12 protein-coding genes are annotated in these 15,354 nt (G+C 65.1%); 9 read left to right on the top strand and 3 right to left on the bottom strand.

Annotation, left to right across the window (positions count from 1 at the left end):
- A partial coding sequence (locus BHQ40_RS09945) for a primosomal protein N' (RefSeq protein ID WP_070155407.1) occupies nucleotides 1–1,777 on the top strand: 1,777 nt, incomplete at its 5' end.
- Here BHQ40_RS09945 and BHQ40_RS09940 read toward each other — a convergent pair.
- Together BHQ40_RS09940 and ada are read right to left on the bottom strand one after the other, a co-directional pair.
- Entirely contained in the window at nucleotides 1,774–2,988 is a 1,215-nt protein-coding gene (locus BHQ40_RS09940) for an epoxide hydrolase family protein (RefSeq protein WP_070155404.1), read from the bottom strand. The two genes, BHQ40_RS09945 and BHQ40_RS09940, sit on opposite strands and share 4 nt — an antisense overlap.
- A gap of 113 nt (nucleotides 2,989–3,101) precedes the next feature.
- Nucleotides 3,102–4,160 (bottom strand): bifunctional DNA-binding transcriptional regulator/O6-methylguanine-DNA methyltransferase Ada, encoded by a 1,059-nt coding sequence (gene ada, locus BHQ40_RS09935; RefSeq protein ID WP_070155402.1) that lies wholly within the window; start codon nucleotides 4,158–4,160, stop codon nucleotides 3,102–3,104.
- Between the two features lie 144 nt (nucleotides 4,161–4,304).
- Here ada and BHQ40_RS09930 point away from each other — a divergent pair, with 144 nt between their 5' ends.
- Nucleotides 4,305–5,864, top strand: coding sequence for a S1C family serine protease (locus tag BHQ40_RS09930; RefSeq protein WP_070155400.1), 1,560 nt, complete (start codon nucleotides 4,305–4,307; stop codon nucleotides 5,862–5,864).
- A 108-nt stretch (nucleotides 5,865–5,972) separates the two neighbouring features.
- Here the strand turns inward: BHQ40_RS09930 and BHQ40_RS09925 are convergent, their stop codons facing one another.
- Complete coding sequence (locus BHQ40_RS09925; protein ID WP_171905817.1) at nucleotides 5,973–7,718, bottom strand: methyl-accepting chemotaxis protein; 1,746 nt, start codon at nucleotides 7,716–7,718, stop codon at nucleotides 5,973–5,975.
- Nucleotides 7,719–8,148: 430 nt separating this feature from the next.
- Here BHQ40_RS09925 and BHQ40_RS09920 point away from each other — a divergent pair, with 430 nt between their 5' ends.
- From BHQ40_RS09920 to BHQ40_RS09890, 7 genes are all read left to right on the top strand, one after another.
- Nucleotides 8,149–8,703, top strand: a complete 555-nt coding sequence (locus tag BHQ40_RS09920; protein ID WP_070155395.1) for a F0F1 ATP synthase subunit delta — start codon at nucleotides 8,149–8,151, stop codon at nucleotides 8,701–8,703.
- A gap of 2 nt (nucleotides 8,704–8,705) precedes the next feature.
- Nucleotides 8,706–10,235: a F0F1 ATP synthase subunit alpha gene (atpA, locus tag BHQ40_RS09915; protein ID WP_070155393.1), complete on the top strand. Its 1,530-nt coding sequence runs from the start codon at nucleotides 8,706–8,708 to the stop codon at nucleotides 10,233–10,235.
- Nucleotides 10,236–10,370: 135 nt separating this feature from the next.
- Entirely contained in the window at nucleotides 10,371–10,994 is a 624-nt protein-coding gene (locus BHQ40_RS09910) for a LysE family translocator (protein ID WP_070155391.1), read from the top strand.
- Nucleotides 10,995–11,867, top strand: a complete 873-nt coding sequence (locus tag BHQ40_RS09905) for a F0F1 ATP synthase subunit gamma (protein ID WP_070155389.1) — start codon at nucleotides 10,995–10,997, stop codon at nucleotides 11,865–11,867. It begins immediately after the preceding gene.
- Nucleotides 11,868–11,901: 34 nt separating this feature from the next.
- Nucleotides 11,902–13,362, top strand: a complete 1,461-nt coding sequence (atpD, locus tag BHQ40_RS09900) for a F0F1 ATP synthase subunit beta (protein ID WP_070155387.1) — start codon at nucleotides 11,902–11,904, stop codon at nucleotides 13,360–13,362.
- 179 nt (nucleotides 13,363–13,541) lie between these two features.
- The gene (locus BHQ40_RS09895; protein WP_070155385.1) at nucleotides 13,542–13,796 is read left to right on the top strand and encodes an ATP synthase F1 subunit epsilon; all 255 of its coding nucleotides are present in this window, start codon (nucleotides 13,542–13,544) and stop codon (nucleotides 13,794–13,796) included.
- Nucleotides 13,797–13,824: 28 nt separating this feature from the next.
- The gene (locus tag BHQ40_RS09890; RefSeq protein WP_070155383.1) at nucleotides 13,825–15,318 is read left to right on the top strand and encodes a hypothetical protein; all 1,494 of its coding nucleotides are present in this window, start codon (nucleotides 13,825–13,827) and stop codon (nucleotides 15,316–15,318) included.
- Nucleotides 15,319–15,354: the final 36 nt, after the last annotated feature.

The following is a 15,354-nucleotide window of genomic DNA, read 5'->3' as shown; positions in this document are numbered from 1 at the left end:
CCAGGCGCTCGAACGCATCGGCGGGCGGCAGGGGCTGGTGCGCGAACTGGCGCTGATCGGCGGCGTGTCCGACGCCGTGATCCGGGGCCTCGTCAAATCCGGCGCGTTCGAGGCTGTCGAGGTCTCCACCGACACCCCCTTCCCCGATCCCGATCCGGACTTCGCCCCGCCCGCGCTCAGCGAGGAACAATTCGCCGCCGCCGCCCGCTTCGTCGCCGCCGTCGATGCCCAGACATTCGAGCCTTTCCTGCTCGACGGCGTCACCGGCTCCGGCAAAACGGAAGTCTATTTCGAGGCGATCGCCAGCGCCATCCGCGGCGGGCGGCAGGTGCTTGTCCTGCTCCCCGAAATCGCCCTCACCGAACCTTTTCTGGAACGGTTCGAGAAACGCTTCGGCACCGTCCCCGTTAGCTGGCACAGCGGCCTGCGCCAGTCGGAGCGCCGCCGCGCATGGCGCGCCATTTCGTCGGGCCAGGCGAAGGTCGTCGTCGGCGCCCGCTCCGCACTGTTCCTGCCCTATGCGGCCCTCGGCCTGATCGTCGTCGATGAGGCGCATGAGACCAGCTTCAAGCAGGAAGATGGCGTCCATTATCACGCCCGCGACGTGGCGGTGATGCGCGGACTTCAGGAAGGATGCCCGGTCATCCTCGCCTCCGCCACGCCCGCCATCGAAACCCGGCATCAGGTGGAGATCGGCCGCTATACGGAGATCAAGCTGCCCGGTCGTTATGGCGGCGCGGAAATGCCGGAGATTGTTGGCCTGGACCTGCTGTCCGATCCGCCGGAGCGCGGCCGCTGGATAGCGCCGCCGCTTGTGAAGGCCATCGACGAAGTGCTTGAAAAGGGGGAGCAGGCTCTCCTCTTTCTCAACCGCCGCGGCTATGCCCCGCTCACCCTGTGCCGCCATTGCGGGCATCGCTTCCAATGCCCCAACTGCACTGCCTGGATGGTCGAGCACCGCCTCACCAGCCGCCTCGCCTGCCACCATTGCGGCCATGTCCTGCCAACGCCAAAGGTCTGCCCCGAATGCCGGGAGGAGGACAGTCTCGTCGCCTGCGGCCCCGGTGTCGAGCGTATCGCCGATGAGGTCGCCGCCCGCTGGCCCACCGCCCGCACCGCCATCGTAACATCGGACACGCTCTGGTCCCCGGCCAAGGCGGCCGAGTTTGTGAAAAGCGTCGAGGGCGGCGACATCGACATCATCGTCGGCACGCAGCTTGTGACGAAGGGCTATCACTTCCCCAACCTCACCCTCGTCGGCGTAATCGACGCGGATCTGGGGCTGGAGGGCGGCGACCTGCGCGCTTCCGAACGCACGTTCCAGCAGATCGTGCAGGTCTCCGGCCGCGCCGGACGCGGGGAAAAGCCCGGCCGCGTATTTCTCCAGACGCGGATGATGGAGGCTGGCGTCATCAAGGCGCTGATCGCGGGCGATTCGGAGCGCTTCTACGCCGCTGAGACCGAAAGCCGCCGCCGCGCCAATGCCCCGCCCTTCGGCCGCTTCGCCGCCATCATCATATCCAGCGAGGATTCGCGCGAGGCGGCAGAAACCGCGCGCCTCATCGGCAAGAGCGCGCCGCAGATCGACGGCATGAGCGTATACGGCCCCGCGCCCGCCCCGCTCTCCGTCCTGCGCGGCCGCCACCGCCACCGCCTCCTCGTCCACGCCACCCGCCAGCTCGACGTGCAGGCGGCGATCCGCGAATGGCTGGGCAATGTCGTCTGGAAATCCGGCACCCGCGTCGCCGTGGACGTCGACCCCTACAGTTTTGTCTAGAACCTGCTTGGCGGGGACATGATTCTCCAGGACTGGCGCATGGGCCGGAACATCGCCCGGACATCCTCGATGATTATGTCCGGCACCTCGATCGGCGCGAAATGTCCGCCCCGGTCATGGCGGCGCTCGAAGGTCAGATTGAACAGCCCGCCCGAACCCTTGCCAAGCCCCGTGGTGCCGTCATGGGTGAAATGGCTGATGCCAGTCGGGGCCTGCACCATGGGCGACAGGGTGTGGGACGGTTGCCAGGGGTTGCGGGCGGCCTCCGCATAGAAGCGCGCGGAGGTCACGAAGCTGTCCGTCAGCCAGTAGATCATGGCCGTCGTGATCAGGAAATCCCGGTCGAAAGCCGCATAAAGTCCTTCCCTGCAATCGCCCCAGCTATGCCGCCGCTCGACGAGCCAGGCCAGCAGGCCCACCGGCGAGTCATGCAGCGCATAGGCCAGCGTCTGCGGGTCGAGCACCTGAACGCACACATGCGCCGCGATGCGCGCCTGCCAGTCCAGAAACGCCCGCCGCTCGCTTTCCGGCAGGTCCTTGGGCGCCAGATTGCCGGCGGTGACATCCCATGGCCGCTCATGGTTGAACAATGTCAGCGGCGCGATCGTGGAGATATGGACGCCGTGCAGCTCGCCCGCATATTTATGGCCGAGCTGCATGGTCGTCAGCGCGCCCCAGTCGCCGCCTTGCGCCGCATAACGGGGGAAGCCGAGCGCCTGCGTCATCAGCTTGTGCCACAGGTCTGCGGTCGACCAGAAGTTGATGCCCGTCCTGGTCAGCGGCGTGGAAAGGCCAAAGCCCGGCATCGACGGCACGATGACCTCGAACGCATCGGCCGGATCGCCGCCGAAAGCGGCCGGGTCCGCCAGCGGCCGTATCACCCGGTGGAGATCCCAGAAGCTCCATGGCCATCCATGCGACAGGATGATCGGCATCGGCGCGGGGCCGCGTCCCGGCTCCCGGATGAAATGCACCGGCACATCGTCTATCGTCACCCGGTGATGCTTGAAGCTGTTGATGGCCCGCTGTTGCCCGTCCCAGTCATATCCGTCCCGCCAGTAATCCAGCAGGTCGCGCAGCACGTCGCCATTCATCCCATAGGACCAGTCGGCATTCGCAAAATCATGGGGCAGATGCGCGTTGGCGACCCGCTGCCGCAGATCGGCGAGCCGCGCAGGCGAAGGATCGAACTGGATTTCCTCTATGGTCATTGGCCATCCTCTCTTGCCCCAGATCTTGTGGAGGGGTCAGGGCGAGGCTCGCACAGCCTCCTATAAAAGACAATCATGAATGTATTTTTTGTAGCGCTGAAAGCTGCCTCCTCTTATGCGCTTCGCTCGCGCTCCAGCAACTTTTCCTTGCGTTCCAGCCCATAGGCGTAACCGCCGATCCCGCCATCGCTGCGCAATACGCGGTGGCACGGCACCAGCACCGCCAGCACATTGTCGCCACAGGCCGTTCCCGTCGCCCGCACCGCGCCCGGCTTGCCGATGCTCTCCGCCACCTGCTTATATGTGCGGGTCTGGCCTGGCGGAATCGCGCGCAATGCGTCCCACACCGCCTGCTGGAACGCTGTGCCCTGTACGTCTACCGGCAGGTTCATCCGCCGCGCCGGGTGATCGGCCAGCGCCACCACTTCCTCCGCCAGATCGGCGAAATTCTTGTCCGCCGGCAGAATATCCGCATTCGGGAAACGCCGTTCCAGTTCCGTCTCATCCTCGTCGAAACTGATCCGGCACAATCCCCTGTCCGTCGCGGCGATCAGCATGGGGCCAAGGCTGCTGTCGGCGACGGTGTAGCGGATCGTCACGCCCTGCCCGCCATTCTTCCAGGCGCTCGGCGTCATGCCCAGCCGCCTGCCCGCGTCCGCATAGGCGCGGCTCGGCGCATTATAGCCCGCATCATAGATCGCCTCGGTCACGCTCCCCCCTTCGGACAGCGCCGTCTCCAGCCGGTCGGCGCGCAGCTTCCGCGCATAGGCGGCCGGGGTGACGCCCGTATCACGCTTGAACAGCCGGTGAAAATGATGCGGCGCATAGCCCACCGCCTCCGCCAGCGCTTCCAGCGGCAAAGGCTCCTCTGCCGCCGCGATCAACGCCAGCGCCTTCTCCACCGCCAGCCTGTCCCGCCCCACCTCGTCGGGGCGGCAGCGCAGACATGCGCGAAAGCCCGCATGCCGCGCGGCGGCGGCGTCGGGAAAGAACAGGACATTCTCCCGCTTCGGATGCCGCGCAGGGCAACTTGGCTTGCAATAGATGCCGGTCGTGAGCACCGCGCCCACAAAACGGCCGTCCTGATCGCGGTCCCGGCTGGAAAAGGCGGCCCATGCGGCATCGGCGTCGATCGCCGCTGGAGGGGCTTTGGGGTGAGTCATCTGGTTCATGCGTCTACCCTGCCCGCGCCGCGACGAGAAGGCTTCCCGCCCCTTGCGCTCAAACCTTCTAAACTCCCTCTTTCCCGTGAAAGGGAGGGAGGAAATGGTTTCCCGTTTACAAGCGTCCCGCAGCCCATATGTAGTGCGCGCGTAATGACTCTGATCCGCCGCCTCGCCCTGATTCTGTGCCTTGCCGGCTTCGCTTCCGTTGCGCGCGCCGATCAGCAGGACCTGACCGCCGCCGCGCGCGGGGTCGTCCGGGTGGCGATCGTCGCGACGGACGGCAACCAGTCCTATTTTGTCGGCCACGGCACCGGCTTTGCGGTCGCGCCGGACAAGATATTGACCAACGCCCATGTGGTGGAGCTGGTCCGCGAGGAAAGAAACCTCGTGATCGGCGTGGTCCCGTCGGAGGGCAAGAAAAGCTATGGCGGCAAGATCGTCGCTTTTTCGCCCGGCAATGACCTTGCCCTGATCCAGCTTGACGAGGGGGCTTTGCCCGTCAGCACCTTCTATGCCGGGGCGCCGCAGGACGGCCAGCATGTCACGGCCATCGGCTATCCCGGCACCGTGGACCGCGCGCAGGGCCTCGACCTCCAGCAGATGGTCCAGCCGCTGATCCCGGTAAAGACCAGCGGCAACATCTCGTCCGGCCGCAGCAGCAAGGGTTACGACACCATCCTGCACACTGCCCCGCTCGCGGCGGGGAACAGCGGCGGCCCGTTGGTCGATGATTGCGGCCGGGTGCTGGGCGTCAACAGTTTCGGCTCGGTGTCCGATGGCGGCAATGATGCGGAATTCGGCTTTGCCGTGTCGAACCGGGAGATCGCCAATTTTCTCCGCCAGGCGGGCGTCCAGTTCCTGCGCACCACGGCCGAATGCAAGTCGATCGCCCAGATCACGGATGAGGACGCCCGCCGCACTGCGGAGGAAACGGCGCAGAAGGACGCCGCCGCCCGAGCGCGCGACGAAGCCCATGACGCAGCCATGGCGAAGGCGCGCGAGTCGGCGGAACAACAGGTGATTTCGGGGCGTGAGAATGCGATGGCGATCGCCGCCGTCCTCCTCGCCTTGGCCGTGCTCGGCATCGGCGCCGCGGGCCTCAACTATAATCAGGGCAAGCGGAAGCCGGCGATGTGGTTCGGCATTGGCGGCGGCGCGCTGCTCCTCGGCGCGCTCCTCACCTTCCTGCTCCGGCCAAGCTTCTCCAGCATCGACGAGCGCGTCGTGATGCCGGACGATGGGCAGGTGACCAGCGCATCCACATATGCGCCGCTTGGCGACAATATCTGCCTCATCGACACCGCGCGCAGCCGCATCACCGTGTCGGATATGAATGATGTGGCGATCAACTGGGCGGCGGGCGGCTGCGTCAACGGCAAGACGCAGTTCATCCCCACGCGCGGTCCTGCGGGGGAAATCTGGAGCCGCATCCTCGCCCCGGCCGAACAGGCGGTTCTGTCCGTCAACAGTTTCGATCCGCAGACCGGCACTTACCGGTCGGAACGCTATCTCGCCGACGCCGAAACGCTGGAACGCGCGCGGGAGGTAAGGGCCAAGTCGGATTCGGGCCAGTGCTCCACCGATCCGCAGGCCATTGAGAAAATCAAGCGCATGCAGGACGACCTGCGCGCCATCCTGCCGCCCCAACCCAATGAGCGTCTGGTCTATCACTGCCAGAAGGGCGCCCCGCAGTCCGCCGCGAAGCCGTAGTCTAGGCTGGCGCACCCCATTCGGATATCGAGTGCTCCTGCGAAAGCAGGAGTCCAGTCCAGAGGTCTAAGCTGGGCAGGAGCGCGACTCCGTCATAACAGATTGATGCTAAGCCGCCGTCCTGACATCCTCCGCCAGCCGTCCGAACGCATTGCGCAGCCGCTCGGCCTTCCCCGCAATGGCGTCGGCGGTTTCCAGCAGGCCCTTCGCCGACTGGCGGACATCGCTCGCGCTGTCGCGCAATTCGCTGACCCCATTGGCCGTGCTGCGCGCGCCGCCCCTGACATGGGCGACGGCGATCGCGATTTCCCGGCTCGAATTGCCCTGGCTGGTCACCGCCTCGACAATGCGGTCAGAATTGCGGCTGACGCCCGCCGCCATCTGCTCGACCAGCGAGACGCTGCCCAGCACCGCGTCGCTCGTGTCCGCGATCCGGCCTAGTTGCTCGCCAATCTCGCGCGCCGCCGCCTGGGTCTGCGACGCAAGCTGCTTGATCTCCTGCGCCACCACGCCGAATCCCCGCCCCGCCGCCCCCGCGCGGCTTGCCTCGATTGCGGCGTTCAGCGCCAGCATGTCGGTCTGCTGGGCAATGCCGCTGATCTGGTCCAGCATGCCGGATATGCCCTGCACCAATTGCCGCAGGGCATTGGCGTGCGTCCGGTTGTCCTGGCTGCGGATATGAACGCTCGCCGCCTGCTCACGGGTCGAGGCGATGGTTTTCTCCACCTCGCCCATCATGCCGGTCAGCGCGGTGCTTGCGTCCTCGATCTGGGTCATCGTCGCCGCGATATCATCGACGTCCCGGCTCGCGGCCGTCGCCATGTCCTGCGACGTGCCGGAAATCAGCTCCATCCCCACCGCCATGTTGCGCATCGATTGCGCCGCCGCCGCAAGGCCCCCCGCCAGGTCGCGCAGCTCGGCGTCGGACCGGCCGAATATCTGGTCCAGCGACTCCGCGCGCCGCTGCGCCGCCTCGGCTGCGGCCTGCTCGCGGGAGGTCAACGCCGCCTCCGCCGCCCGCTTCTGCTCTCTCAGCCGCCTGCCTTCCTGCGCGCGTTGCCCGGCCAGCGCGATCGCCCGCGCGATATCGCCGATTTCGTCGCTCCGGTCCTGATGCGGCACTTCGTCCTCCAGGCCGGTTGCGGCTGTGAAGGATGCGATGTCGGACAGGGGAATGATGATCTTGCGGTTCGCCAGCCGCAGCACATACCAGCCAATAGCGATTCCTAGGACGACGACGCCGCTGAACAGCGCCTGCGTGACGGTCGCTATGGCGGACAGCGTGCGCCGTTCGGACAGCGCCATGCCGCGCAGCCCCTCCATATAATCGCCCGACGCCGTAAGCAGCGGATCTACATGGGTGTAGAAGGTGCCCGACAGGAAGAAATCCAGCCCGTCGCGATCGTTCCGCTCCAGCAGCATGCGCAATTGCGACATGCCCTTGTCCGCCGATTCCCGTTCCTGCAGCAATTCGCTCCAGACGATGCCGCCCGCCTGCTCCGGCACTTCCCCGTCCAGCGCGGACCAGGCCCGCGCGATTCTGTCCTGCAGGGACGACAGCGCGCTCGCGCCGCCTTCGGGCGTCATATTCCCGCTCTGCACCTTGTTGGCGATGCCCAGCGCCTGCTCATAGCTGCTGGTCACTGTCTGCAGGTCGCTCAGCGGGCCGAACCGGTGGTCGACCAGCCGCGCGACGCCCAGTTGGTTAATGGAAGCGACCGCCAGGACGAACAGCGAAAGGATCAGCAGCGCAACCGACATTCCGATTACGGCAACCCGCGCATGCCGGATCAGCGACCCGTCCGTACGCACCCGTCGATTCACGAAAGTTTTCAGAATGTTCCGAATGCGCACGCAAAGACCCTTTGTGGTGCGGAACTTCTCGCCCGCTGCGGCCCGTGTCTCATCTGCCCTTGAAAATATCGTTAACGGAATGCCGCTTTCCGCATTCGGAAAACCCCGGAAAACTGTCATAAATCAGTCATTTTTCTGTCATGAAAAGGTTAACGGCGGACAAGGGCGCCGCCTGTTCCGCCCGCATGACGGCCGTGGGACCGGGCATCGCCCGTCATTGATCCGCGCCGCTCCGGCCGGCGGAGTGGAGGCGGAGTCCCGGCGGAGTCACTGTCCCATTTTGCTATCGCCCGCTTCCCTGTCACATATGGTCCATAGGCGTATTGCATCCCCGCCTCCCCCCTGCTAACCGGCCCGCACAACAGGGGGACGGGCTACCGCCTCCCTTTCTTTGCATGACCGGCACATCAGGTGGGAGGACGGTAAGCGCGTGGAGAATTCCGGCGGTATTCAGGCAAGCCTCAGCGGGCGCTATGCGCTGGCGCTGTTCGAGCTGGCCCGCGACGGCAAGAGCCTCGACTCGGTTGGCGACAGCCTCGGCGCGCTGAAGGCGGCGCTGACGCAAGCGCTCGATTTCAAGGCATTGATCAACAATCCTCTGATCGGCCGTAAAGCCGCGACCCAGGCGGTCGCCGCTGTCGCTTCATCGATGGGTATTGATCAGCTTACGGCGAAATTCCTCGGCGTCCTCGCCCAGAACCGCCGCCTCTCGCAGCTTCCCGCGGTAATCCGCGCCTATGAGACGCTGCTTTCGAATCACAAGGGCGAGGCCCGCGCGGAAGTCACTTCCGCCCACGCCCTGACAAAGACTCAGATCACCGCCCTTCAGAAGAGCCTGAGGGCGCGCGTCGGCCGCGATGTTGCTGTTGATGCGAAAGTCGATCCTGCAATTCTCGGCGGGCTGGTCGTCAAGATCGGCAGCCAGATGATCGACAGCTCCATCCGTACCCGATTGAACACGCTAGCAATGGCGATGAAAGGCTGAACATGGATATCAACGCCGCAGAAATTTCGAAGGTCATCAAGGACCAGATCGCCAGCTTCGGCACGGAGGCGCAGGTCTCCGAGGTTGGCACCGTGCTCTCCGTCGGTGACGGCATCGCCCGCATCCACGGCCTCGACAATGTCCAGGCCGGTGAAATGGTCGAGTTCGCCAATGGCGTGCAGGGCATGGCCCTGAACCTGGAGGCTGACAATGTCGGCGTCGTGATCTTCGGCTCGGACAGCGAGATCAAGGAAGGCGACACCGTCAAGCGCACCGGCACCATCGTCGACGTTCCCGTCGGCAAGGGTCTGCTCGGCCGCGTCGTTGACGGCCTCGGCAACCCGATCGACGGCAAGGGCCCGATCGTTTCGGAAGCCCGCATGCGCGTCGAGAAGAAAGCGCCCGGCATCATCCCGCGCACTTCGGTTCATGAGCCTGTCCAGACCGGCCTGAAGGCGATCGACGCCCTCGTGCCCGTCGGCCGTGGCCAGCGCGAACTGATCATCGGCGACCGCCAGACCGGCAAGACCGCCGTCGCCATCGACACCTTCATCAACCAGAAGGGCGTCAATGCGGGCAAGGATGAGGGCAAGAAGCTCTACTGCATCTATGTCGCCATCGGCCAGAAGCGCTCGACCGTCGCACAGATCGTGAAGCAGCTCGAAGAAAATGGCGCAATGGAATATTCCATCGTCGTCGCCGCGACCGCTTCGGAACCCGCTCCGCTCCAGTATCTCGCGCCCTATACCGGCGTCACCATGGGCGAATATTTCCGCGACAACGGCATGCACGCCCTGATCGTTTATGACGATCTGTCGAAGCAGGCCGTCGCCTATCGCCAGATGTCCCTGCTGCTGCGCCGTCCTCCGGGCCGCGAAGCCTATCCGGGCGACGTGTTCTATCTCCACAGCCGCCTGCTTGAGCGCGCTGCGAAGATGAACAGCGATAATGGCTCCGGTTCGCTGACCGCGCTGCCGATCATCGAAACGCAGGCGGGCGACGTGTCGGCCTACATTCCGACCAACGTGATTTCGATCACGGATGGCCAGATCTTCCTCGAAACCAACCTCTTCTATCAGGGCATCCGTCCGGCCATTAACGTGGGTCTGTCGGTGTCGCGCGTCGGCTCCGCCGCGCAGACCAAGGCGATGAAGAAGGTGTCCGGCTCGATTAAGCTGGAGCTGGCCCAGTATCGCGAAATGGCCGCCTTCGCCCAGTTCGGCTCGGACCTCGACGCCTCGACGCAGAAGCTGCTGAACCGTGGCGCGCGCCTGACCGAGCTGCTCAAGCAGCCCCAGTTCTCGCCGCTGCCCTTCGAGGAGCAGACCGCGTCGATCTTCGCGGGCACCAACGGCTATCTGGACAATATCGCTGTGTCGGACGTGAACCGCTATGAGGAGGCGATGCTCTCCTTCCTGCGTCACGACCATGCCGACCTGCTGAAGGATATCCGCGACAGCAAGGATCTGGGCGATGGTCCCAAGGAAAAGCTGAAGGCCGCGCTCGACACCTTCGGGAAGTCGTTCGCGTAACGCCTAACACCATACCGTCATCCCGGCGAAAGCCGGGACCCATCTCTCGACCAGGCGGCTATCCTGCCGAAGGCGAAATGGGTCCCGGATCAAGTCCGGGATGACGAAAGAGGAAAGAAAACGAACCAAGTTACGATGCTGACCCAACAGTCCCTCCTTGCCTGGACGATCCTTTCGATCGGTCTGGTGCTGCTTCCGGGGCCTGACACCATGCTGGTGGCGGGTCATGCGGCGCGGCGCGGGTTCAAGGCGGGTCTGGCGGCGATTGGCGGCATCCAGCTTGGCGGTCTCCTCTACATGGCGCTTTGCGGCTTCGGCTTCCTGTCGGTGCTGAACGCGGTGCCGGGCCTGTTCATGACGGTGAAGATCGCCGGTGCGATCTATCTGCTGTGGCTGGGCGTGCAGATGCTGCGCGGCGCTGTCCGTCCGGCGCCTACCGGTGAGGCGAAGGTGATGCCGGTCGGCGCGCCTTTCCGTCAGGGCTTCATCAGCACCGTCCTCAATCCGAAGGTCGCGGTGTTCTTCCTGGCCGCCCTGCCGCAGTTCGTTGGCACTGGCCCGGACGCGCCGCTGCATGGCGTGCTGCTGATCGCGATCGTTTACGGCCTTGGGCTTGTCTGGTGCGTTGCGCTGGCGGCTCTGGCGACACATGCCGGCCGCAAGGTCGGGCAAAGCAGCGCGATGCGCTGGTTCGAAGGCGCCCTTGGCGTCGCATTCATTGGTTTGGCGGGCCGTCTGGCCCTGGCTCGGAACGCATAAATGGCAAGTCTGAAGGAACTCAAGGGTCGTATCGCCTCGGTCAAGTCGACCCAGAAGATTACGAAGGCCAAGCAGATGGTCGCCGCGGCGAAGCTGCGCAAGGCGCAGGCGGCGGCGGAAGCCGCCCGCCCCTACGCCCAGCGGCTGGAGGGCGTCGTCGCCTCCCTCGCCTCGAAGGTCACGGTCAGCGAATCCAGCCCGAAGATCCTCGCCGGCACCGGCAAGGACGATGTCCAGCTTCTCGTCGTCGCCAATGGCGACAAGGGCCTGGCCGGCGCGTTCAACGCCAACATCGTCAAGGCCGCCATCCAGAAGGCGCGCGAGCTGATCGCCGCCGGCAAGACGGTGCAGTTCTACCTCGTCGGGCGCAAGGGCCGCGCGGTCATCAACCGCACCTTCCCCGGCAAGATCATCGGCCAGTTTGACACGACCGAGGTCCGCACCCCCGGCTTCACCGAGGCGCAGGCGATCGCCAAGGAAATCAGCGACCTGTTCTTCGCGGGCAAGTTCGACGTCGCGACCCTGTTCTTCTCGACCTTCAAGTCGGCGCTGGCGCAGATCCCGACCGAGCAGCAGCTTATCCCGGTGCTCGTTCCCGCCAATACCGGTCCCAGCAACGCCGCGGTGGAATATGAGCCGGACGAGGAAACCATCCTCGCCGACCTCCTCCCCCGCAACATCTCGATCCAGCTCTTCAAGGCGCTTCTGGAAAACCAGGCGTCGGAACAGGGCGCGTCGATGAGCGCGATGGACAACGCCACGCGCAATGCGGGCGAGCTGATCAACAAGCTCACCATTCAGTATAACCGCAGCCGCCAGGCCGCGATCACCACCGAACTGATCGAAATCATCGCGGGCGCAGAGGCGCTGTAATTTCGCGAAAGACAAGAAGGCAAGGAAACTAGTCATGGCAAGAACCAAGAGTGCCGGCACCAACAATGTAGGCAACATTTCGCAGGTCATCGGCGCCGTCGTCGACGTGACCTTCCCGGACGCCCTCCCCGCCATTCTTTCGGCGCTGGAGACCAGCAACAACGGCCAGCGCCTCGTCCTTGAGGTTGCCCAGCACCTCGGCGAGAACACTGTCCGCACCATCGCGATGGACTCGACCGACGGTCTGACCCGCGGCCAGGAAGTCACCGACACCGGCGCGCAGATCTCGGTACCGGTCGGCCCCGCCACGCTCGGCCGCATCCTCAACGTCGTCGGCGAGCCGATCGACGAGCGCGGCCCGATCGCGACTGACCTGAAGGCGCCGATCCACGCCAAGGCCCCGGAATTCATCGACCAGTCGACCGAGGCGGGCATTCTCGTCACCGGCATCAAGGTCATCGACCTGATCGCTCCTTACGCAAAGGGCGGCAAGATCGGTCTGTTCGGCGGCGCGGGCGTCGGCAAGACCGTGCTCATTCAGGAACTGATCAACAACATCGCGAAGGGCCATGGCGGCACCTCGGTGTTCGCGGGCGTCGGTGAGCGCACGCGTGAAGGCAACGATCTCTATCACGAATTCCTCGACGCCGGCGTTATCGCCAAGGACGCCGACGGCAACGCCATTTCCGAAGGCTCCAAGGTGGCCCTGGTCTATGGCCAGATGAACGAGCCGCCGGGCGCCCGCGCGCGCGTCGCCCTGTCGGGTCTGACCATCGCTGAATATTTCCGCGATCAGGAAGGCCAGGACGTGCTGTTCTTCGTCGACAACATCTTCCGCTTCACCCAGGCGGGTTCGGAAGTGTCGGCGCTGCTCGGCCGTATTCCTTCGGCCGTGGGCTATCAGCCGACCCTGTCGACCGACATGGGCGCGCTGCAGGAGCGCATCACCTCGACCAACAAGGGGTCGATCACCTCGGTTCAGGCGATCTACGTTCCCGCGGACGACTTGACCGACCCTGCGCCGGCCACCTCCTTCGCGCACTTGGACGCGACGACCACGCTGAACCGCGCCATTTCCGAACTCGGCATCTACCCGGCGGTCGACCCGCTCGACTCCACCAGCCGCGTTCTGGAGCCGCGCATCGTCGGCCAGGAGCATTATGAGACCGCCCGCGCCGTCCAGGCGATCCTGCAGAAGTATAAGTCGCTGCAGGACATCATCGCCATTCTGGGCATGGACGAGCTGTCCGAAGAGGACAAGCTGACCGTCGCCCGCGCGCGCAAGATCCAGAAGTTCCTGTCGCAGCCCTTCCACGTCGCCGAAGTCTTCACCGGCATCCCCGGCAAGTTCGTCCAGATCGAGGACACGGTGAAGTCGTTCAAGGCTGTCGTCGACGGCGAATATGACCACCTGCCCGAAGCCGCCTTCTACATGGTCGGCGGCATCGACGAAGCCGTCGAGAAGGGCAAGAAGCTGGCTGCGGAAGCGGCGTAAATTTTAGAGCCTCCCCTCCCTTTCAAGGGAGGGGATTGAGGGGTGGGTGGCGAGCGAAGCGAGCCTGCTCCTACGTTGAGTTGGCTTCGCCAGCCATTGCATCGCAATGGCACCCACCCTTGACCAGAGGCACGTGATTCTGGTCAACCCTCCCTTGAAAGGGAGGGAGGAGATTGTTGATGGCACTGCATTTCGAACTCGTGACCCCGGAAAAGCTCGTCCGTTCGGAGAGCGTCTATATGGTCGTCGTCCCCGGCAGCGAGGGCGATTTCGGCGTGCTTGAAGGGCATGCCCCCTTCATGTCGACCGTCCGCGACGGCGAGATTCAGGTCTTTTCCAGCGCCACCGCCGCGCCGGAGAGCATTCCCGTCGTCGGCGGTTTCGCCGAAGTGAACGAAAAGGGCCTGACCGTCCTCGCGGAGAAGGCCGGTTGAGGACAGCCGCCGCGGGACTTTCCCCCCGGTGACGCGCCCGGCTATCCCACGGGGTCATATCCCCACGGGGTGGCTGATCAGCATTCTCGCCACATGGCTTGGCCTCAGCCAGCTTCTTCTGTGGCGCTTCCTCAATGTCATGCCCGTCTGGGCCTATCCCCTCGGCCTGCTGTTGCTTGGCGCGCTGGTCTGGGGCCTGGTCCGCACGACAGCGCGCCTGCCTGCCCCTGAACAGACAGGCCCGGCGCCCGGCGCGCTGCTGATCTGCTTCGCCGTCGCGCTGCTGCTGCTCATCCTCGGCGGTGAGGGCCGCTTCTTCTATTCCAACATCGACTGGCAGGTGCGCGACGCCGTCCTGCGCGACATGGCGGTCAATCCCTGGCCTTTCGTCTACACCGCCCGCGCCGTCCCGGACGTGTTGCGCGCGCCCATCGGCATGTTCTTCGTCCCCGCCCTTGCCTGGAAAGCGGCCGGGCCACGGGCAGCCGACATCGCCCTGCTCCTCCAGAACGCCGCCCTGCTCTCGATCCTTCTGGCGCTCGGATCGCAGCTCTTCGCCCACCGCTGGCAGAAAGCCGCCGCCCTCCTCATCCTCATTTTCTTCAGCGGCCCGGATATTGTCGGCCAATATAGCATCTGGGGCACCGTCAACGACCGCATCGAAATCTGGTCGGGCCTGCAATATTCCTCCAACATCACCCTCGCTTTCTGGGTGCCGCAACATGCGCTGGCGGGCTGGATCGCCGCGCTGTTGTTCCTGCTCTGGCGCGCCCGGCGCATCCCGCTGGGAGCATTTCTCGCGCTCCTGCCGCTGACGGCGCTCTGGTCGCCCTTCGGCCTACTCGGCGGCCTGCCCTTCGCCGCCCTCGCAGCGTTTCAGGACCTGACCGCTCGCCGCCTGTCGCACACGGACATCGCCGTCCCCGCTCTGGCGACCCTGCTGGTCATCCCCACCCTTCTCTATCTTGCGGCGGCGGGCGATGATGTCGGCATCCGCTTCTACCCCATCCCCTGGATACGCTACGCCTTCTTCGAGGCTGTGGAGGTTCTGCCCCTGCTCGTGCCGGTGCTGGTCTGGGCCATCCGCCAGCGCGCCGACATCGCCCTGCTGCTGGTCGTCGCCGCGTGCCTGATCCTGATGCCCTTCGTGCAGATCGGCTGGTCGCTGGACTTCATGATGCGCGCAAGCATCCCCGCCCTCACCATCCTCGCGCTGCTAGTCATCCACCGCCTGTTTCAGCCCGGCATGGCGCCTGCAAAGCTGTGGCTGGTGATCATATTGCTGCTGGGTTCGGCGACCGGCATCATTCAGATCCGCCGGGCGCTCATCAACGAACCGTCACCACGCGGCGCCTGCACTTTCTTCAAGGCCTGGGACCAGAGCTTCGCGAAATTCCCGAAAGGCTCCTACCTCGCCCCCCTGCCCGACATGCCGACATGGCTCCGCCCGGAAAACCCGACGCGCGCCAGCGCGACCGAGCCGGAGAAATGCTGGCCCGGCAAATGGATGCAGGCGCGCTGAGTCTGAACTTCAGTCACTAAATCCGTTCACCCTGAG

This window comes from Sphingobium phenoxybenzoativorans, assembly GCF_001757355.1.
GTDB lineage: Bacteria > Pseudomonadota > Alphaproteobacteria > Sphingomonadales > Sphingomonadaceae > Sphingobium > Sphingobium phenoxybenzoativorans.
The sequence above is the reverse complement of the archived record's forward strand: the minus strand, read 5'-3'. Positions and strand labels throughout refer to the sequence as shown.

Coding starts and splice junctions, on each gene's coding strand:
- atpA (WP_070155393.1), top strand. CDS start 8,706: ATGGATATCAACGCCGCAGAAATTTCGAAGGTCATCAAGGACCAGATC.
- BHQ40_RS09930 (WP_070155400.1), top strand. CDS start 4,305: ATGACTCTGATCCGCCGCCTCGCCCTGATTCTGTGCCTTGCCGGCTTC.
- BHQ40_RS09905 (WP_070155389.1), top strand. CDS start 10,995: ATGGCAAGTCTGAAGGAACTCAAGGGTCGTATCGCCTCGGTCAAGTCG.
- atpD (WP_070155387.1), top strand. CDS start 11,902: ATGGCAAGAACCAAGAGTGCCGGCACCAACAATGTAGGCAACATTTCG.
- BHQ40_RS09895 (WP_070155385.1), top strand. CDS start 13,542: ATGGCACTGCATTTCGAACTCGTGACCCCGGAAAAGCTCGTCCGTTCG.
- ada (WP_070155402.1), bottom strand. CDS start 4,160: ATGAACCAGATGACTCACCCCAAAGCCCCTCCAGCGGCGATCGACGCC.
- BHQ40_RS09910 (WP_070155391.1), top strand. CDS start 10,371: ATGCTGACCCAACAGTCCCTCCTTGCCTGGACGATCCTTTCGATCGGT.
- BHQ40_RS09940 (WP_070155404.1), bottom strand. CDS start 2,988: ATGACCATAGAGGAAATCCAGTTCGATCCTTCGCCTGCGCGGCTCGCC.